The organism is Ketobacter sp. GenoA1 (assembly GCF_003671475.1).
In the GTDB taxonomy this organism is placed as follows: Bacteria; Pseudomonadota; Gammaproteobacteria; order Pseudomonadales; family Ketobacteraceae; genus Ketobacter.
The window spans coordinates 62,301-82,378 of sequence record NZ_RCHM01000042.1; the positions used below are offsets into that span (position 1 = coordinate 62,301).

Genomic DNA, 20,078 nt, shown 5'->3' on the forward strand with positions numbered 1-20,078 from the left:
GGCCAGGCCTTGAAACCGCGCACTTCGAAGTGATTTAGGCAGCAGCGGGGGGCTGGGCGTGCCGTTTACAGCGGATTTTGTAAAAGTTACACATGGGCATTGCCAGAAAATAACAGAAGTTTGTCTGCGGGTTTACCCGGCGTTGAGGTGAGCGTTAAATGGGGTAGTAGCAGTAATGAATTGGTTTTCATAGGGGCAAAACCATGCTCAGAATTGCATTTAAAAAAGGTTATAAATATCAGCTGGAAGGGGAGTTTACCCTGCGCACACCCATTATACCTGCGCGGGGTATTGCTACAGACTACATTCAACTGGCACCGGACGGCACTCTGATGCTGGCCAGAAGCTATGCCTGGGATGGGCCATCCGGGGTCCCGGATGTGGCCAGCTTCATGCGGGCCTCGTTGGTACACGATGCGCTCTATCAGTTGATGCGGCATGACCTGCTGGATCCGGATAACTATCGTAAACCCGCCGATCAACTGATGCGGCAGCTTTGCGTTGAAGATGGTATGAACCCCATAGCGGCGGGCGCTGCCTATGCCTGTGTCAGATGGTTGGGGGATCATCATGCGCGCAGGGAAAGTCGCAAACCGTTGTTGTTTGCCCCCTGATTCACGATTGCACCGATTAGGTGTTGTGTTGTGGAGGCACCTTTGCATACTGTATCCCATGACTGAACGTCAGTTGGTTTGAAAAAGATCACAGGTGCACAAGGAAACCTCATTCATGCGAATTCTGAAGTGGATTGGTTTGGGCCTGGCCGCAATACTGTTGGTGGTGGTGGCGGCCCTGGTTTTAATTCGGTTTATTATTGATCCCAATGATTTCAAAGATCAGATCAGCGTTTTGGTGAAAGACACCACGGGTTATCGGCTCAGTTTGCAGGGTGATCTGAGCTGGAGTTTCTACCCGATACTGGGCTTTGAGTCCAACCAGGCCGCACTGGCTGCCAGCGCTGATCTTGAGCCTTTTCTTACGGTTGCCAATATGGCTCTGGGTATCCGGGTGCTGCCGTTGTTTTCCGGGGAACTGCAGGTGGATCAACTGCAGATTGAGGGGGTGGATGCCCGGTTCAGTGTGGATCAAGCGGGGCAGAGTAACTGGCAGGTGATCGACGGGGATTCGGCTGCCGCTGCGGTCAACCCTCAAGCACCAGTATCCTCACCCTCACCCTCACAGGCCACTTCTGAAGAGGCCGCCGGCCCCTTGCCTCAGGTTTCCATTCCGCTGGTTCGGGTGCTGGACGCCCGAGTCCATTATCGTGATGCATCCGGTGATAACGCTACGGACATCAGCATCAATGTCAGCAAACTGGAGTTGACCAACGTGCAGGCACAGGAGCCGGTAACTGTGCTGCTGGAGGCCGGCCTGGCGCAGACCGGCGGTGCCACTGTGTCGCTCAGCTTGCAAGGCGAACTGTTGCCGGATCTGGAAAAACAGCACTTTCTGCTTGCCCCCTTGCAGATAAATGCAACCCTGGATAATGTTCTGCCGGCCCCGATAAGCCTGGATATCGCTGCTGAGCTGGACATTGATCTGCCCCAGGATCAGGCCCGGTTTACCCTGCAGCAATTGCAAACGTCGGGTGTCAGCGTGCAGGGTGAGCTGGTGGCGCAAGGTATCACCAGTCAACCCTCCTATCAGGGGCGCTTGTCATCACGTCCAATCAAGCTGCCTGTGTTGTTCCAGGCACTGGCGCTGGAAATGCCGACAACCGCCAGCGCCGATGTGTTCAAAACGGCGGACTTTGCTCTCACCTTCAGTGGCGACAGTACCCAGGCCAAACTCTCTGATCTGCTGGTGCATCTCGATAGCAGCACGCTGAGCGGCCGTGTGGGTGTCACCGATTTTACCACTCAGGCACTGACCTTTGACCTGTTGCTGGATCGCATCAACGTGGATCATTATCTTCCCGCCAGTGATGAAGGCGCGGCAGCCACTGATAAACCGGCAGCGGGCGGCGCTGCTCCGGCCTCTGAATCATTGCTGCCGGTGGAGCTGTTGCGTGGCTTGAATATGGCAGGTCACCTGCGCGCCAATCAAGTCATCCTGCAGCAGGAAACGCTCAATAATCTGGTGTTGCGCGTGGAGGCACAGCAGGGCGTGCTGCAGGTTACCCAGCTCAGTACCGAACTGCTGCAGGGCAATTTGAATGGCCGGTTTGTTTTGGATGCCCGGGGTGCCCGACCCTCGCTCACCTCTGACGTGGACATAAACGAAATAGAGCTGACCGGGATTTCCTCCCGTTTCATGGCCGATTCCCTGTTGTCGGGTAAAGCATCCCTGACGCTGGATGCAAAGGCGGACGGTAACACGGTGGATGAGCTGTTGCAGTCCGCCTTGGGACAACTGCATCTGAACCTGGATCAGGGGGTATTACACGGTGTTAATCTCAATGCCGTGGTGGTGGATGCGCTGCGGGACAAGTTGTCCACCGTGGAGTACCTGTATCCCGATTATCAGGAAAAGCTGCCCAGGCAGTTACGCAAAGACACCGAGATCAGCAAACTCATTGCCGATGCCAAAGTGGAAAATGGGCAGCTGATCATGCCGAAATTCGAGTTTTTCACCGGCGAAAGCGGCATCGATGCCAGCGGCAGGATTGATTTGCTGGAGCAGGGGTTTGATTACCAGTTTGGCATTGTGTTGTCGTCCATTGAGCGTAATAAATACCTCAAGGGCACCCGTTGGCCGGTGCGCTGCAATGGTCAGCTCAGCGGGGCGCCGGCGGATTGGTGCCGGCCGGATATTAAAGCCATGGGCTCGATTCTGAGCCAGGCGGCATCCAAAGCCATTAAGGATAAAGGCGCGGCGGAACTGGGAGACAAAGTCGGCCTGGAAGCTGAAGATCGCGAACAGTTAAAGGATGAAGTGCAGGAGAAACTGGAAGCCGAAGAAGAGCGGGCCAAACGAAAATTGCAGGACAAGCTGGATAAATGGTTGAAGCGTTGAGGTTTTCATCCCGGTGCTGAGCCAGGTCAGGGTTTGATTGCGGTAGGCTCGAGATTCCCGGAATCTGGACCATACTTAACTCAATTATTCCTGCATTGATTCGAGTATGTATGGCCAAGCTCAAACCGATGGATCACGGCCCCCAGTGTCGCTGCTCCGACCCCATCGCCAATTCCGAGGAATTGCGTAAGCATCAACAGACGTTCTACAAATACACCGCCATGCCCCTGGGTGAAATTTTGCAAGAGCTGGGCCTGGTCACGCCGGAGCAAATCTCGCTGGCCTTATCCGATCAAAGCGTCAGCCATAAACGTCTGGGCGAGATTCTGGTGGAGAAAGGTGTGGTCAGCCGTGATGACGTATTGCGCGGCCTGTGCCAACGCTTTGGTGTGCCCTATGTCAATCTGCGTCAGTTTGATGTGGACCCGAAAGCGGTCAGTGTGGTGCCCGGCCATTTCGCCCGTAAACACCTGGTGATGCCGCTGTTGCTGGACAAGGATCGTCTGCTGGTGGCAGTCACCGATCCCTCGGATACCGAGCTGATCAATATGTTGCGCTTTATGACCGGGAAAGTGCTTGAATTTTGCATTGCCTCGTCCGAAGACATCGCCTACGCCATCAGCTCTTACTACGGCGGCCAGGAAATGCAATCCGCGCTGGATGATCTGGCGGTGTTTTCCAGCGATGAACCGTTCCACTTGGATGCGGATAACGAAGAAAGCCTGGGCACGGAACGGCCGGTGGTGCAACTGGTGCAAAGCGTCATTTCCGATGCCATGGCACGGCGCGCATCGGACATTCATGTCCGCCCACGAGAGAGCGTGGTGGAGCTGTATTTCCGCGTGGACGGCGTTATGCAGCACATCCGTTCCTTTAGCAAAAAGCTGCTGGCGGCGGTGGTCAGCCGGATAAAAATCGTCGGGAACATGGATATATCCGAGCACCGCCTGCCTCAGGACGGCCGTTCCCGCATTCACTATCTGGATAAAACCGTGGACCTGCGAATCTCCATTATTCCCACCATTCACGGTGAGAGTGTGGTGATACGGCTCCTGGATACCCAGTTTGCCTTGAAGAGCCTGGAGGCGCTGGGTTTTGATGGCCGGGATGCTGAAGAGTTGCGCCACCTGCTGACCCGCAATAACGGCATTTTTCTGGTGACGGGGCCCACCGGCTCCGGTAAATCCACCACCTTGTATACGGCGCTGGATCATATTCGTTGCTCCAACGTCAATATCATTACCGTGGAAGACCCGGTGGAATACCACGTGGATGGCATTACTCAGATTCAGGTGAACCACGATACCGGTTACTCCTTTGCCCGGGCCCTGCGGCACATATTGCGCCACGACCCCGACGTCATCATGGTGGGCGAGATTCGTGACGAGGAGACCGCCAAAATGGCGGTGGAGAGTGCGCTGACCGGTCACCTGGTATTGAGTACCCTGCACACCAACGATGCGGCGACCACAGTGACCCGCCTGATTGAGATTGGTGTCGAGCCCTACCTGGTGAACAGCTCATTGATTGGTGTTCTGGCGCAAAGGCTGGTGCGCTGCAACTGCGTCCACTGCATGGCGGAAGAACAAATCGACCCCGCCGTGCGCAAGGTATTGGGGGTGGCGGAGGATGAAGTGTTTTTCAAAGGCAGCGGTTGCGATCTTTGTCATGATACCGGGGTCAGTGGCCGCATGGCGGTATACGAGCTGTTGGTGATGACCGCCGAATTGCGCCGGCTGCTGGCCCAACGGGTGCCGGCGGATAGCATAGGTGAACAGGCCGTTCGGGACGGGATGACCCCGTTGACCCAAAGTGCGTTGAAGGTGGCCCGGGAGCGCAAAATTCCGCTATCGGAGGTGTATCGGGTCAGATTATAGGATCGGACTATAGGGTCGGACTATAGGGTCAGATTATGGGGCCCGGTTCAGCGGCGCCTACACCTGCAGGGAACCGCCCGACAACCTGCCCCTGGTGGCAGTGGCTGGACCGGGGTGGGGGTGTTCCAGCGTCTCGATAACCACACCTTCGTTGAAGCGACCCTGGAAACGGTCAGTACTGATGACCGCCAGGGGGCGTTTACCGTTCAGCCCCAGTTTTCTCAATGGCAGGGTAGTGGGGTGTTCTGCCCCCAGTTGCAGCTTGAAGCCAAAAGGGAAACGCACATCGTAGGGAGCCCGAGTGTCCAGAATCGAACGCATGACCTGATCGTTCAGGATTGAGAACATGTTGAACCCCATTGGACGAATTTGGCCGATGCGTGGCCCGTAGCCCCCAAACTGCAGCAACGGTATGTTGCCCTCCATGCATTCAACACGGCAATTCAAGGTCGCTTTGTGCAGCGACATTTCCACTCGTGAGGGGGATTTGATATGCCCCCAGACCTCGCGGCCAACGGCGACCATGCGGGGACTGCTGGTGTGGCAGTTCATCAGATAGAAGCCCATATGGCGCTGGTCTGCCTTGGAGAATAATTCCCGCCAGGGGGAAATAGGGCGAAACCCCCTAAGCCTGGATACCGGCACCGCCAGGGAGGCGATGCTGTAGGGCGTGGCACTGCAGAGGGTGAAATTGGCCATCACCAGGCCCACTATGGCGTAACGGCCGAAGGTCATGGCGGGAACAAAACTGGTGCCCGCCAGCAGCGCTTCCACCCGTTCCCGCAAGGTACAGAACAGGGCAATACTGTAATCACCCTCTTTATAGAGCACGGGGACCTCCACTGCGCCCATAGAGGTGTTCACGCTGCGTTGGGGAACCTGGAAGAACGGGTCGATTTGCATGGAAAAGCCTTTCTTGGTCTGATTGTTAGCTTTCTTAAATGATTATATTGATTTTTTGTGCATCTATAAGTGGTTTTTGAGGTCAAAATAACCAGCCCGGTGGCCCGTTTCAATGTTACTGGCGTTACTGGGCCGAGTTGTGCGGTAGCCCCAGGCAACCGTTTGCGTGGGCATCTACTACTATCATCCCGCTTTTGGACATCAGCGCCATATTTCAACAGCCTCAGAGCTTTGCTATAATGGCGCGTTTAATTATTCCCCCCTGCAACAAGGCTGGCACTGCATGTTACGTATTGCTCAGGAAGCGCTTACTTTTGATGATGTTCTGCTCTTGCCCGGTTATTCAGAGGTCCTGCCCCGGGACGTACAACTGAAAACCCGGCTCACTCGCGAGATTACCCTGAATATCCCGTTGGTGTCCGCAGCCATGGACACCGTGACCGAATCACGCCTGGCCATCAGTATGGCGCAGGAAGGGGGGATCGGCATTCTGCACAAGAACATGACGGCCGAGGAACAGGCGCGGCAAGTCAAGGCAGTGAAGAAATTTGAAAGCGGTGTGGTTCGTGATCCCATCACCGTACCCCCTGACACCACGGTGGGCAAGCTGATTGAGATCACCCAGATCAATAACATCTCCGGTGTGCCGGTGGTGGAAGGCGAGCAACTGGTGGGGATTGTCACCAGTCGTGATCTGCGCTTTGAAGATCGCTACGATCAACCGGTTTCCGCCATCATGACGCCAAAAGATAAACTGGTCACCGCGAAGGAAGGGGCCAGCACCAATGAGATCAAGGGGTTACTGCACAAATTCCGGATCGAGAAGATCCTGCTGGTGGACGATGATTTTTGCCTCAAGGGCATGGTCACCAACACCGATATCCTCAAAGCCGAAGCCTACCCCCATTCCTGCAAGGATGATCAGGGGCGGTTGCGGGTAGGAGCCGCGGTGGGCACCGGCGACGGTACCGAGGAACGGGTTCATGCCCTGGTGGAAGCCGGTGTGGACGTGCTGGTGGTGGATACCGCTCACGGACACTCCAAGGGCGTCATTGAGCGGGTGCGCTGGGTCACCCACAACTACCCCGACGTGCAGGTGATCGGTGGCAACATCGCCACCGCGGAAGCGGCTCTGGCCCTGGCCGACGCCGGCGCCCATGGCGTCAAGGTGGGCATCGGCCCCGGCTCAATTTGTACCACCCGTATCGTGTCCGGCATTGGCGTACCCCAGATTTCGGCGGTGGGCAATGTGGTAGAGGCGTTGAAAGATCGTGATATTCCGGTGGTTGCCGATGGCGGCATCCGCTTCTCCGGCGACATTGCCAAGGCCATCGCGGCGGGCGCCCATGCTATTATGGTCGGCGGTTTGCTGGCGGGTACGGAAGAAGCCCCTGGCGAAGTGGAGCTGTATCAGGGCCGTTACTACAAGGCCTATCGCGGTATGGGGTCCCTGGGGGCCATGGCCCAGAATCAGGGCTCCAGCGATCGCTATTTCCAGGATGCCTCCCAGGGGGTGGAAAAACTGGTGCCGGAAGGCATCGAGGGCCGCGTGCCCTATAAAGGGCCGATCTCCGCGATTATTCATCAGATGATGGGTGGGGTGCGGGCCAGCATGGGTTACACCGGCTGTGCGTCCATTGAAGACATGCGCACCAAGCCCACTTTCGTGCGGGTCACCGGTGCCGGCATGAAGGAGAGCCATGTGCACGATGTGACCATTACCAAAGAGGCGCCGAACTACCGTTCCTAAGCCGATCACCGATTTCTCAGGATGGCCAGCCGAACCCGCCGACGGGCGGCTGGCCTTTCAGTTTCAGCAGCGACTGTGTGACAGTTAATACCACGGAATCCGATTCATCATGACCGACATTCACGCGCAACGCCTCCTTATTCTGGATTTTGGCTCCCAATACACGCAACTGATTGCCCGCCGGGTTCGGGAAATCGGGGTGTACTGTGAGTTGTGGGCCTGCGATGCAGACCCGGATGCCATCAAGGCCTTTGCGCCCCAGGGAATTATCCTGTCCGGTGGCCCGGAATCCGTGATTGGGGATGACACCCCAAGGGCCCCACAGGTGGTGTTTGACCTGAACGTACCCGTACTGGGCATTTGCTATGGCATGCAGACCATGGCGGCCCAGTTCGGCGGCGAGGTGGCCGGCTCGGAGCACCGGGAGTTCGGCTATGCGGAAGTGAAAGTAAAGGATGGTGGTGAGCTGCTGACCGGTTTGGATGATCACGCCGGTGATAAAAAGCTGGACGTGTGGATGAGCCACGGCGACAAAGTGGTGGCGCTGCCAGCGGGGTTTACGTGCATAGCAGAAACCGCCAGCGCACCCATTGCGGCCATGGCCTGTGAAGCGAAAAAACTCTACGGCGTGCAGTTCCATCCGGAGGTGACTCACACCAAGCAGGGCGGTGAGCTGCTGAAACGCTTTGTGCGGGAAATCTGTGGCTGTGATGCCCTGTGGACGGCGGGCAACATCATCGACGATATGGTGGCCCGGGTACAGCAACAGGTGGGGGATGATGAAGTTCTGTTGGGGTTGTCCGGTGGTGTGGATTCTTCGGTGGTGGCGGCCCTGTTGCATAAAGCCATTGGCGACAAGCTCACCTGTGTGTTTGTTGATAATGGCTTGCTGCGCCTGAAGGAAGGGGATCAGGTGATGGACATGTTTGCCCAGCACATGGGCATTCGTGTGATCCGGGTGGATGCGGAAGACCTGTTTTTGGGCAACCTGAAAGGCATAAATGATCCGGAACACAAGCGCAAGGTCATCGGGAATACCTTCATTGATGTGTTCGATGCCGAAAGCAGCAAGCTCAACGAGATCAAATGGCTGGCCCAGGGCACCATTTACCCTGACGTGATTGAATCCGCGGGTTCCAAAACCGGCAAAGCCCATGTGATCAAATCCCACCACAATGTGGGTGGTTTGCCTGAGCACATGAAAATGCAGCTGGTGGAACCTCTGCGGGAGCTGTTCAAGGATGAAGTGCGCAAAATTGGTTTGGAGCTGGGCTTACCCTATGACATGGTCTATCGCCACCCATTCCCCGGCCCGGGCCTGGGCGTGCGTATCCTGGGTGAAGTGAAAAAGGAATACGCCGATATCCTGCGGGAAGCGGACCATATCTTTATCGAGGAATTGCACAAGGCAGACTGGTATCACAAGGTGAGCCAGGCGTTTGCCGTCTTCCTGCCGGTGAAATCCGTTGGCGTCACCGGTGATGGTCGGCGTTACGAGTATGTGGTGGCGATTCGGGCAGTGGAAACCATCGATTTTATGACGGCCCGGTGGGCGCACCTGCCTTACGATCTGCTGGAAAAAGTGTCCAGCCGGATTATCCAGGAAATTCCGGGCATATCCCGGGTCACCTACGACATCTCATCCAAGCCACCGGCAACCATCGAGTGGGAGTGACCGCACCGGTCACTCTTTCGGTGTTCTCCAGCACAACCCCAGTATGGCGGTCATCGGCGCGGCCAACAGTAATCCCGCCTGGAACTGGCCCAGCACCCACAGGCTCAGGCCGCTGATCAAGCACCACAGCAGTGGCATCGGCAGCAACACCCATAGCCACCAGCCGCGCTGCATTAGCAGTATCACCCCAAGGGCAAATATGGTGGTGGGATCTGCATGGATTCCCACGACTTCGGTTTGCCGCAGGGTACCCCGTCCAATCAGGGAGATCAGGGGCCAAAACAGACCTAGAGCGGCCAGCAGCACCCCCGACCGGAGACGTGCAGGCGGAACCTTGCTGCCCTGGTGGGTGGTGAATATTAAAAGCGTCAGCAGCAGCGCCTGCAGATAAAACCCGCGGGCAAACCAGACACTCGCCCAGTTGAGGTTGACGTAGAACTGCTGCAGAAAGCCATAGGCAGCCCAGCCCCAGAGCAGAGCCAGCAAGGGGCCCGCAAGGCGGCGACCGGTGAATGCCAATGCCAGTGCGCCAATGCCGATCACCGTGGTGGCCAGATGCAGGGGCCACCAGGCGGCATTAACCCGCTCGATCAGCCGCAGGTACACCTCTGCGGTAAAGGGGATAAAGTTAGCGACGGCGTAGGTGGACCATTCTTCCATTGAATTAAAATCTCACAGGCTGCGGATGTCGTTTATCATCCGCTGGCGCTGGCTTGCATCGGGCATTGGGCCACGGCCCGCCTCCATATTTTCCTGCATATGGGCAACCTGGGTGGTGGCGGGGATGGCACAGGTGACCGACGGGTGAGAGACGATAAACCTGAGCAGATAGTCGGCCCAGGTTCGGCAGTTGAGTTCATCAGCGGCCCAGGCCGGTACCTTTTCATGGCGTTGCAACGGTTTGATCAGGCTCCCGCCATCGTAGGGACGGTTGGCGATCACCGCGATGCCCCGCTCCCGGGCCAGCGGCAACAGGCGCTGTTCTGCTTCCCGGTGGGTGAGGTTGTACGTGAGCTGGACAAAGTCCAGATCCTTCGTCTGCAGGATCTTTTCCAGTTCCCGGTGCCGGCGGCCGTGGGAAGTGGTAATGCCGATGTAGCGGATTTTTCCCGCCTGTTTCATCGCTTCCAGATTGGCGAGATGATCCTGCCAGCTCGTCAGGTTGTGCACCTGTATCAGGTCGAAACGCTCGAGGCTCCAGGCTTCAGCCTGTTCTGACACCTGCTGCCCGGTGGCATCGCCGTTCCATGTCCAGATCTTTTCCGCCGAAAAAAGTGTCTTTGGAAAGCCCAGTTGTTTCAGGGCATATCCCACCATCTCGGCAGAGGAACCGTACATGGGGGAGCAGTCCACCATGCCGCCGCCATATTCGAAGAACTTCTTCAACACGTCGGTGCGCTGCCGCCGCAGTTGCGGATCGTTACCGACGTTGAATGTTTGCCAGGTGCCCATGCCAATGGCGGGAATTTTTTCGCCGCTGGAGAGAATGAGTTTTTGCAATGGATTTTTGCGGGCAAACGTGATCGAGGGGGCCAGGCCCAGCAGGGCTGCGCTGCCGATAAACCTTAAGATGTGACGCCGCGAAAGTCTCAGGTTCACGATATGGTCTCCTCTTATTTGGCAGTGGCTGCAAACCACCGAGGTTTGGCAAGGGTGGTGGCCAGGCAACAGAGTAAGTGAGCAAACAGATCCGCCAAGGAATTCCGCCAAGAAAATCCAGTGGGGGGCGGACGTCATGGCTTGAAACTAGACTGGGCGCGATGCTGTGTCAATGCGCAACACAGGTTCGCGGCCCGTCCGGGCCGCGAGGCGCTGTTACAAACCAGCGAGAGTAAGGCAACAGTAAGGCAAAAGCCGAGGCCGTATTCGGTGCCATAAGCGCTATTTCCTCGGGCTAGCCTTGCAATCGGGAATTCCACCCCCATATCAGGTTGGACAGACTATTTTGTCTGTTCCTACTGAAAGGCGTTTCAATGCCGTCACAAAATGATGATTCCGGCTCCCCATGGGGCTCTCCTTCCCAATCATCTCCTGATCTTGAGTTGGCCCTTAAAGAATCGGTAGACCGATTAAAAGGTTTATTCGGGGGCGGCTCTGGCAACAATAATGGCACCGGCTTGGTGAAAATACTGACTATTGGCCTGCTGTTGTTTGTGGCCCTGAGCATATGGTCTGCCTATTACACTGTGCCCAGCGATTCGGTCGCGGTCGTGCAGCGATTTGGAAACCACCTCAAAGAAGTGCCCCCCGGCTTACACTTCAAGCTGCCACTGGGTATTGATAAAACGACCATTGTTCCGGTTAAACGGCAACTAAAGCAGGAGTTTGGGTTCGCCACACTCGGTGCCCGCGATCCCTATCAGGGCACTCGCGACGGTGGCCGTGAAACGCAAATGGTGACCGGTGACCTGAACGCTGCGCTGGTGGAATGGGTCGTGCAGTACCGCATATCCGATCCGGTCAAGTTTCTGTTTGAAGTGCGCGAGCCTGCGGAAACGCTCCGTTATGTATCAGAGTCGGTTATGCGGGAGGTGGTAGGGGATCGAACGGTCGATGAAGTAATTACCATAGGCCGGCAGGAGATTGAGGTTGAAGCGCTGATTAAAATGCAGGAGTTATCCACCAAATACGTGATGGGTATCAGCATTGATCAGGTGCAATTGAAGAATATCAATCCGCCCAGACCGGTACAGGAATCCTTCAATGAGGTGAATCAGGCGCAACAATCGAAAGAAAAACTCATAAATGAAGCACGGCGGGAATACAACAAAGTGATTCCGCTGGCTGAGGGCGAAAAGGATCAGCGAATCAGAGAGGCGGATGGCTATCGCCTAAAACGTATAAACGAAGCCGAGGGTGATGCCCTGCGATTCAATGCGTTGTTTGCGGAGTATCAAAAGGCACCGGAAGTCACACGGCGCCGAATCTACATTGAAACCATGCAAAGTGTCTTGCCGGAGATAACCTCAAAAGTGTTGATGGACGATTCCGTGCCGGGTTTACTGCCGTTGCTTAATCTGAACCGGCAGAAGGAGCAGCAACAATGAAAAACGTTTCCCTGGTTGGTCTGTTAATCGTGCTGCTTTGTGGTGTGTTCGTCGGCGCCAGCGCCATGTACACCGTTGATGAAGTTGAGCAGGTCATCATTACCCAGTTTGGCAAGCCGGTGGGTGAGCCCATTACCGAAGCGGGCCTTAAGTTCAAAATCCCCTTTGTACAAGAGGTAAATCCCATCGATAAGCGTGTGCTGGAATGGGATGGCGCACCCTCTGATATGCCCACCAAGGATAAGCTCTATATTTCTGTCGATCTGTTTGCCCGTTGGCGGATTGTCGATCCGTTGCAGTATTTTCTGCGCCTGCAGGATGAGCGCAGTGCTCAATCAAGGCTGGATGATATTCTGGGTAGCGAAACACGAAATGCGGTGGCCAAACATGAACTGATTGAAATTATCCGCACCACCAAAGGCAGGGAGCCACTTATCGATACTGCTGTCCTTGGTGAAGACGCTGCATCACCCACTGAGCAAGGCCCCATAGTGGGGGCGTTGGTGCCTATTGAGAAAGGCCGCCAGTTGGTTGAACGGGAAATATTCACTGCAGCGGCTGAAAAAGTGAGTGTGTTCGGTATAGAGCTGTTGGATATACGTTTTAAGCGTATTAATTATAACGAAAGCGTACGGCCGAAAATTTACGACCGTATGATCAGTGAGCGGCGGCAGATCGCCGAGCGGTTTCTGTCCGAGGGCAATGGCGAGGCGGCTAGAATACGGGGTAATCGGGTGCGCGACCTTAATAAAATCCAGTCCGAAGCCTATCGTCAAGTGGAAGAAATTCGTGGTTTGGCCGATGCCAAGGCAACCGAAATCTACGCCAGTGCCTACAATCAAACGCTCCAGTCCGTGGAATTCTACGAGTTCACGCGCACAATGGCTTCTTATCCTGAAATCGTTGGTAAAAACACTACCATCGTATTGTCCACCGGAAGCGATCTTTTTAAATACCTCAAAGGCATGAATGCCAAGATAGAACAACTTAATCCGCAATCGGAGTAATGTATGAGCAAGGAACGAAAAGGTAATAAAGAAACCAAGAAGGCGCCTTTAATGACCCAGAAAGAGAAAAAGGCGGCGAAAAAAACAAAGAATGATCAGCGCCCCCAAAGCACCGGGTCACTTTAAAAGACTGTCATTAACAGTAAGTTATTTCGAATCATGACTTCATCTTTTGTGCGCAAAGAATTTACACCACGCAGGATGCGCCATGAACTCGTTTGTTGGACGAGTGAGGATTGAACCCATGAAATTGAAACTCAGTAAAATATGGTTGCAGATCAGTGCGATGACGATTGCTTTAACGCTCTGCTCTGCAACCCTGAGGGCACAAAGCGATACCACGGAAAACCTGCCTGAAAACGCTTACCATAATACCTATGGTGACGGCTGGGAATGTGAGCGCGGCTTCAAGAAAGTCAGGGATCGTTGCGCCCCAATTAAAGTACCGGAAAACGCCAGTCTCAACGCCTATGGCCGAGACTGGGCGTGTGATCGAGGCTATTTGAAAGAAAATGAAACCTGTATAAAGATAAACGTGCCGCCCAATGCCTACCTGGTGGATAGGCAATATGGTGTAGGGTGGGAATGTGAGCGCGGTTACAAGGCAGACAAGGCCGATTTTAGCGGCAATCAAACCGAGTGTATTGAAATCGACATTCCCGAAAACGCCGTTTTGAATGGGTCAAACTATGGCCCGGGCTGGGACTGCGTGCAGGGCTATAAGGCGCTTGATAACTCCTGCAGCAAAATCATTATCCCGGTAAACGCATATGCAACCGGTTCGTCTCACGATAAAGGTTGGGAGTGCATGAGAGGCTTCGAAGAGGAACGTGGCCACTGTGTCGCCATGGATATACCTGAGAATGCTTATCTTGATCGCCGTGGGAAATATTGGCAATGTCAGCGTGGCTACAAAAAGACCCGGCAGGGGTGTCTCCAAGTTGATCCTCCGGAAAATGCCTACCTGAACGATGATGGTGATGGCTGGCGTTGTGAGCGGGGCTATGAAAAGCAGGCACAATCCTGTTCTCTTATACGCCTGCCCGACAATGCCCATCTCAATAGCCGGGGTGACGGCTGGGAATGTGATGAACCTTTCAAAAAAAGGGGGAACCATTGTGACACGCGTTGATGTTTAAGGTGTATCCCAACGGGCTGTGCAAAAGTGCTGGTGGCAGTTATGAATCGTTATAAAATTGTACATCAAACAGATTATGACTTTTCTGCTGTGGTTCAACTGCTGCCTCACACCTTGCGCTTGCGGCCTCGGGAGGGGCATGAGCTGCGTATAGAAAGCTTGATATTGGATATTTCCCCTGCGGCAACATTGCGCTGGCATCGGGATGTGGAAGGCAATTCCGTTGCAGCGGCGACCTTCAGCACCGGTACGCAGCACCTGACTGTAAAAAGTGAGGTCATCATCCAAAAATACGATCAGGCGCCCCATGATTTTCTGGTTGCGGATTACGCGGTTAATTATCCATTCCGCTACAACCTTGAAGATACAACGCTGTTGGCCCCGTATATGAATCCGGTTCAATATAGTGAAATCCCTGCGCTAAGCAATTGGATGAGCCACCTTTGGCAGCGCAACGACAATATACAAACCTTCGCCTTATTGCTGCAGTTGAACCAACTGATCTATCAATCCATGCACTACCGCAGACGGGAAGAGGAAGGGGTGCAGACAGCAGAACAAACCCTGTTATGGGGCTCAGGTTCCTGCCGGGATTTTGCCTGCCTGTTTATCACGGCGGCCAGGCAGTTGGGGTTTGCCGCCCGCTTTGTCAGCGGCTATCTCTACTCGGATCACATCTCCTGTCAGTTTGGGCAGTCCGGGTCCACCCATGCCTGGGCTGAGGTGTTTATTCCTGGGGCCGGATGGAAAGGCTTTGATCCAACCATTGGTAATATTGTCGGGGCAGAGCATATTCCGGTCGCGGTGGCGAGATTACCGCAATCCGTACCGCCCATCGCCGGGTCTTTCCATGGGCCAGCGGGAACCAACATGGTAGTGAATGTTTGGGTCACCGAAATCGGCTAAACCTCAGCCGGGTGTTTTTGCGTAATTGATTATTGATGCGCGTTGCATTGCCATAATCGTCTCGCTATGCTGCCAGTTCTTTTTTCAACGTTCAGATTTCTATGACCACAGCAACGCGGAAACTCTGTCTTTTATTCCTGACCCTGGGTGTCGGCCTGACCCACAACCTGTACGCGGCTGACAGCAAACGCACCCTGACTCTGGCACAGATCGCCGAGCATCCCGCCCGCCAGGCGCCGGCCACTGCTGTCAGCCTGAATCACACCACCCTCAGTGCCCAACTGCAGGCCACGGTCACTGCCATTCCGGTGGGTGTCAGTCAGCAGGTCAAGCAAGGTGAAATACTGCTGCAACTGGATTGCACGGATTTCAATCTGTCACTGCAACTGGCAAAGGCCGGTATCACCATCACCCAGGTCCGTTTGGATCTGGCCAAAACCCAGCAGAATCGTGCTACCCAGTTGATGCAGAAGGATCTGGCATCCCGGGAGAACGTCGACACCGCCAACGCCGAAGCCATCGCCCGGCAAGCGGAGCTGCAACAGGCCGAAATCAATTTGCAGCAGGCACAGCTGGATGTGAAACGTTGCCAGATCAAGGCGCCATTTGATGGCATCGTTACCCAGCGTATTGCCAACGTGGGCCAACTGGCCGCCGTCGGCACGCCCCTGATCACCATTGTGGATACCCGGCAACTGGAACTGTCCGCCCTGGTTAACCCTCGGGAAGTTGCGCAACTGAGCCAAGCGGACCTGGTGTTCGTCGCCGATCAGAGCTATCCGGTTTCCCTGCTGCGCGCCGGTGGTATTGTGAATACCGAAACCCGTGATCAGGAAATCCGCCTGGCGTTTCACGGTGATACACCGCCACCGGGTACCGCCGGCAAACTGGTCTGGACCGATCCCCGCAGCTTCGTTCCCTCCCAGTATGTGGTGAAGCGGGATGGGCAATGGGGCGTTTTCATCAAGCAGCAAGGCAAGGCGCACTTCATTGCTCTGCCCAATGCCATCCCCGGCCGCAGTGCGCCACTGGCGATGGCAGAGGATACCCCCATTGTGGTGAAGGGGCTGGGCCCGTTGAATTCAGGTGAGCCCTTGCCGTGAACCTGTTGCGCCGTTTTCTTGAAAACCACGTACTGGCCAACCTTACCTTTGGCCTGGTGATTATCCTCGGTATCCTGGCCTATCAGGAAATGCCCCGGGCCCGGGATCCGGAGATCAACTTTAACTGGATTGACATCACCACTGCGCTGCCGGGCGCCTCTTCCATCGACGTGGAAAAGCGGGTAACCGACCCGATTGAGGATACCATCAGCAGTACAGTGCGGGATCTGCGCTTTGTGACCAGCACCAGTCGCGAAGGTGTGTCATCGATTCTGGTACGCTTCAACCAACTGAGTAAAACCGAGTTCCGGGAACGGGTGGCGGATCTGCGCCGTGAAGTGCAGAACGTGTATACCGATCAATTGCCTGATGAGGCACTCGACCCGCAGATTCGCGAGATCACCTCTTCCTCCGGATTCCCTACGGCGAGCCTGGTGCTGACCGCGCAATCCCCTGACGAAGCCTTCCGCCGTTATGCCGCCGACCTGAAACTGGCCCTGGAGCGGCAACCGGGGGTGGACGAAGTCCTGAAGATGGGCAGCGAAGATCCGGAGTTGCGCATTGCCTTCTATCCGGAAAAACTGCTCGGGCTCGCCATCAACCCCAACGATCTGGCGGACACTGTGCGTGCCTATTTCAGTGATGTGGCCATTGGGGATATGAACACGGCGAACGGCCGTTGGTTGGTGCGGCTGGAAGGCACCAGCAGCTCCCTGGATGAGCTGGAAGCCTTTCCGGTGGTGACGGCTCAGGGAGTGGTGCCCCTGGGCAGCCTGGCGGAGATTTATCGCAGCAGCGCCGAGCCATCGATTCTTGCCCACTATCAGGGCCAGCCGGCCATCATGTTCAATATCACCAAACAGGAACAGGCCAACACCCTGCAATTGTTGGACAACCTCAACCAGTTCATCGAGCGGCAGCAGGCGGTGGTGATTCCCCAGGGTTATCACCTGGCCCTGGTGGACGACCAGACCATCAGCACCCGGGACGCCATCCGCACCATGCAGTGGAACGCGGGCATCGGCCTCAGCCTGGTGATACTGGTGGTGTTTATCTTCCTGGGCGGGCGTATCGCCCTGCTCACCGGGATTGGTATTCCTTTTACCCTGGCCGCCACCTTTTTCATTCTTCACGCCATGGGCATGAGCCTGAACAACACGGTACTGCTGGGTGTGGTGATCGCCCTGGGGATGCTGGTGGACGATGCCGTGGTGGTGGTGGAAACCATCTACTATCGTCTGCAACAGGGCGGCTCTGCCATGGAGGCGGCCATGGCGGCACTGCAGGAAGTGGCAGCACCGGTGTTCACCTCCGTGCTGACCACCATCGCTGCTTTTCTGCCGCTGATGCTGCTGCCCGGAATCATGGGGGATTTTCTGCGGGTGATTCCTATGGTGGTGTGCATCGCCCTGGCGGTGAGCCTGCTGGAAGCGTTCTGGATGCTGCCGGCCCATGTTTCCGTGATGCGGGTTAACTTTGACAAAACCTCGGCACTGCAGCGCAAACGCCAGCACTTTTCCCGCAATATCCGCCATTACTACAGCCTGTTGTTGATCCGGGTGATGCGTCATCCGGTGCGTTCCCTGCTGGGGATTGTGGGTGTTGCGGCACTGGCTGTCCTGTTGCTGGTCGGTGGTGTGATCAACGTGAACTTTTTTGCCGCCGACCCCTACCGGTTGTTGTACATCAATGCGGAATCCCCGGCCCGTTATACCATCGACGATTCCATGGCCGTTGCCGAACAACTGGAACGCAAGGCTCTGGCGGTGTTGGAGCCGGAAGAAGTGCGGGCCACTGTTGCCTACAGTGGCATCATGTTTACCCAGACCGAGCCTTATTTCGGTGAAAACTACAGCCAGGCTTTCATCAGCCTTAACCCCATTCGCGGTGACATGCGTGACACCTACAGCCTGATTGCGGCGGTGGAGGACGCAGTGGGGGAGCAATTGGGTGAATCCAAGGTGTCCGTTTTGGTGTTGGAGGATGGTCCGCCGGTGGGGCAACCGGTGAGTGTTAAGGTTCGCGGTGACCGTTTCGAGGACATTCAGGCGGTGGTGGATAAAATCTCGGCCCACCTGCAGGCGGACCCACGCTTCAAAAACATCAACACAGATTTCAAAACCGGCAGTCCACAATTGAAGCTCACCCTGGATGGCGATGCCATCCAGCGCGCCGGCATTGCACCGCAGGTGGTCACCGCCGCCTTGCAAAGCCGGGTAGACGGCCTGCTGATCGGGCGCTATCAAAACCTGGGTGAAGAGGTGGATATCCGGTTGTTGGCGCGCACCGGCAGCGAGGACAATCTGGACGCTCTGCTGAGCACCACCCTGACTACCGCCAATGGAGGGACTGTGCGCCTGAGTACGCTGCTGCAGGCAGAGTACGGCTCCGGCTACCAGAATATCCGCCACTACAATTTCAAGCGTTCCATCACCATCAACGGGGACATCGATGAGACGCAGCTGGATGCGGTGGCGGCCAATGACCTGATCCGGGCCTACTGGGATACCATTCGTGCCCAACACCCGGGCATCAGTCTGGATTTTTCCGGGGTGTTGGATGACATTGAAGAAAACCTCAGCGGCATCAGCATGCTGTTCGCCATGGGATTGGGCCTGATTTACCTGATTTTGGGCACCCAGTTCAAAAGTTATCTGCAACCCCTGATGATCCTGGTTTCGGTGCCGCTGGCCTTTATCGGTGTGGTGTTCGGCCTGGTGCTTACCAACAATCCGTTAAGTTTTACCTCCATGTACGGCGTGGTGGCCCTGTCGGGCATTTCGGTGAACTCCGCTATCGTCCTGATCTCTGCCGCCAACAGTCGCCTGAAATCGGGCATGAGCCCCCTGCACGCCACCATATACGCCGGCCGCCGCCGCGTGGTGCCCATCCTCATTACCTCAACCACCACCATCGCCGGTTTATTTTCCCTGGCCCTGGGGATCGGCGGCAAGTCCCTGCTGTGGGGCCCCATCGCTGCCACCATCGTCAGCGGGCTGCTGTTTTCAACCGTTCTGGTGCTGGTGGTGATTCCGTTGATCTACTATGCGTCGGTGCGCAGGCAGCCGGTGGTGTTGAGCTGAGACCGGCATACTCACCCCGCTGCACTGATTGGCAGGTTTTTCCAATCGTGATATGTTGCCGGTTATTCCCTCCCATTTCAGCACTACAGGCTGGCACAGTAGAACCTGCCCATGAACACAACCCAACACTCATTCTCTGATCAGGACCTGCTCTGGATGCGGCGCGCCCTGGTGTTGGCGCAGCAGGCGGCGGCGGAGCAGGAAGTACCGGTTGGCGCGGTGATCGTGCGTGAGGCGGTGGTTTTGGGTGAGGGCTATAACCGGCCCATTGCAAACAACGATCCCACCAGCCACGCTGAAATTGTGGCGTTACGCCGCGCCTGTGAGCAGGAACGCAATTACCGGCTTCCCGGTTCAACCCTGTATGTGACGGTGGAGCCCTGTTCCATGTGCGCGGGCGCCCTGCTGCATGCCAGGGTGGACCGGGTGGTGTTCGGGGCCCGTGAACCGAAAGCGGGTGCCATTGTCAGTGCGCAACGCTTCTTTGATCAGCCGTTTGTGAACTATAAAGTGCGCTATGAGGGGGGGTGTCTGGAGGCAGAATGCAGTGCCCTGATGAGCGGATTTTTTGCAATGCGCCGGCGCCTGAAGCGCCAACATAAACAGCAGGGCTAAACCTTAGTGGCGCAATCCT

The 20,078-nt window shown here is 55.9% G+C and carries 16 protein-coding genes; 13 read left to right on the plus strand and 3 right to left on the minus strand.

All coding sequences use genetic code 11. From position 1 onward, the window contains the following. Positions 1-203 precede the first annotated feature (203 nt). From D9N13_RS14395 to D9N13_RS14405, 3 genes are all read left to right on the plus strand, one after another. The gene (locus tag D9N13_RS14395) at positions 204-614 is read left to right on the plus strand and encodes a hypothetical protein (protein ID WP_290591545.1); all 411 of its coding nucleotides are present in this window, start codon (positions 204-206) and stop codon (positions 612-614) included. 115 nt (positions 615-729) lie between these two features. Next, positions 730-2,955, plus strand: a complete 2,226-nt coding sequence (locus D9N13_RS14400) for an AsmA family protein (protein ID WP_290591546.1) — start codon at positions 730-732, stop codon at positions 2,953-2,955. Positions 2,956-3,065: 110 nt separating this feature from the next. After that, complete coding sequence (locus D9N13_RS14405) at positions 3,066-4,832, plus strand: GspE/PulE family protein (protein ID WP_290591547.1); 1,767 nt, start codon at positions 3,066-3,068, stop codon at positions 4,830-4,832. A 57-nt stretch (positions 4,833-4,889) separates the two neighbouring features. On the opposite strand, the gene D9N13_RS14410 is transcribed toward D9N13_RS14405, so the two are convergent. Continuing rightward, complete coding sequence (locus tag D9N13_RS14410) at positions 4,890-5,735, minus strand: hypothetical protein (protein ID WP_290591549.1); 846 nt, start codon at positions 5,733-5,735, stop codon at positions 4,890-4,892. 283 nt (positions 5,736-6,018) lie between these two features. Between D9N13_RS14410 and guaB the strand changes: the two genes are divergently transcribed. Continuing rightward, the gene (gene guaB / locus D9N13_RS14415) at positions 6,019-7,485 is read left to right on the plus strand and encodes an IMP dehydrogenase (RefSeq protein WP_290591550.1); all 1,467 of its coding nucleotides are present in this window, start codon (positions 6,019-6,021) and stop codon (positions 7,483-7,485) included. A 106-nt stretch (positions 7,486-7,591) separates the two neighbouring features. Continuing rightward, positions 7,592-9,160 (plus strand): glutamine-hydrolyzing GMP synthase, encoded by a 1,569-nt coding sequence (gene guaA, locus D9N13_RS14420; protein WP_317622521.1) that lies wholly within the window; start codon positions 7,592-7,594, stop codon positions 9,158-9,160. 9 nt (positions 9,161-9,169) lie between these two features. Here guaA and D9N13_RS14425 read toward each other — a convergent pair whose 3' ends face one another. Together D9N13_RS14425 and D9N13_RS14430 are read right to left on the minus strand one after the other, a co-directional pair. After that, a complete protein-coding gene (locus D9N13_RS14425) occupies positions 9,170-9,820 on the minus strand; it encodes a DUF6064 family protein (RefSeq protein WP_290591555.1) in 651 nt (216 codons plus the stop codon). A 12-nt stretch (positions 9,821-9,832) separates the two neighbouring features. Continuing rightward, positions 9,833-10,759, minus strand: a complete 927-nt coding sequence (locus D9N13_RS14430; RefSeq protein ID WP_290591557.1) for an aldo/keto reductase — start codon at positions 10,757-10,759, stop codon at positions 9,833-9,835. Positions 10,760-11,133: 374 nt separating this feature from the next. On the opposite strand from D9N13_RS14430, the gene hflK reads away from it, so the two are divergent. From hflK to tadA, 8 genes are all read left to right on the plus strand, one after another. Then, a complete protein-coding gene (gene hflK, locus D9N13_RS14435) occupies positions 11,134-12,207 on the plus strand; it encodes an FtsH protease activity modulator HflK (RefSeq protein ID WP_290591559.1) in 1,074 nt (357 codons plus the stop codon). Beyond that, positions 12,204-13,214 carry a protease modulator HflC gene (gene hflC, locus D9N13_RS14440; protein ID WP_290591561.1) on the plus strand — a complete coding sequence of 337 codons (1,011 nt, stop codon included), beginning with the start codon at positions 12,204-12,206 and terminating at the stop codon, positions 13,212-13,214. The genes hflK and hflC overlap by 4 nt, the downstream gene beginning before the upstream one ends. Positions 13,215-13,217: 3 nt before the next feature. After that, positions 13,218-13,340, plus strand: a complete 123-nt coding sequence (locus D9N13_RS14445; RefSeq protein ID WP_290591563.1) for a hypothetical protein — start codon at positions 13,218-13,220, stop codon at positions 13,338-13,340. A 118-nt stretch (positions 13,341-13,458) separates the two neighbouring features. Beyond that, entirely contained in the window at positions 13,459-14,346 is an 888-nt protein-coding gene (locus D9N13_RS14450) for a hypothetical protein (protein ID WP_290591565.1), read from the plus strand. A gap of 48 nt (positions 14,347-14,394) precedes the next feature. Then, complete coding sequence (locus D9N13_RS14455) at positions 14,395-15,258, plus strand: transglutaminase family protein (protein WP_290591567.1); 864 nt, start codon at positions 14,395-14,397, stop codon at positions 15,256-15,258. A 101-nt stretch (positions 15,259-15,359) separates the two neighbouring features. Then, on the plus strand, positions 15,360-16,361 hold the full coding sequence (locus D9N13_RS14460; RefSeq protein WP_290591569.1) for an efflux RND transporter periplasmic adaptor subunit: 1,002 nt from the start codon (positions 15,360-15,362) through the stop codon (positions 16,359-16,361). Next, positions 16,358-19,444, plus strand: a complete 3,087-nt coding sequence (locus tag D9N13_RS14465) for an efflux RND transporter permease subunit (protein ID WP_290591571.1) — start codon at positions 16,358-16,360, stop codon at positions 19,442-19,444. Before D9N13_RS14460 ends, D9N13_RS14465 begins: the two co-directional genes overlap by 4 nt. 111 nt (positions 19,445-19,555) lie before the next feature. Beyond that, on the plus strand, positions 19,556-20,059 hold the full coding sequence (gene tadA, locus D9N13_RS14470) for a tRNA adenosine(34) deaminase TadA (protein ID WP_290591573.1): 504 nt from the start codon (positions 19,556-19,558) through the stop codon (positions 20,057-20,059). Positions 20,060-20,078: the final 19 nt, after the last annotated feature.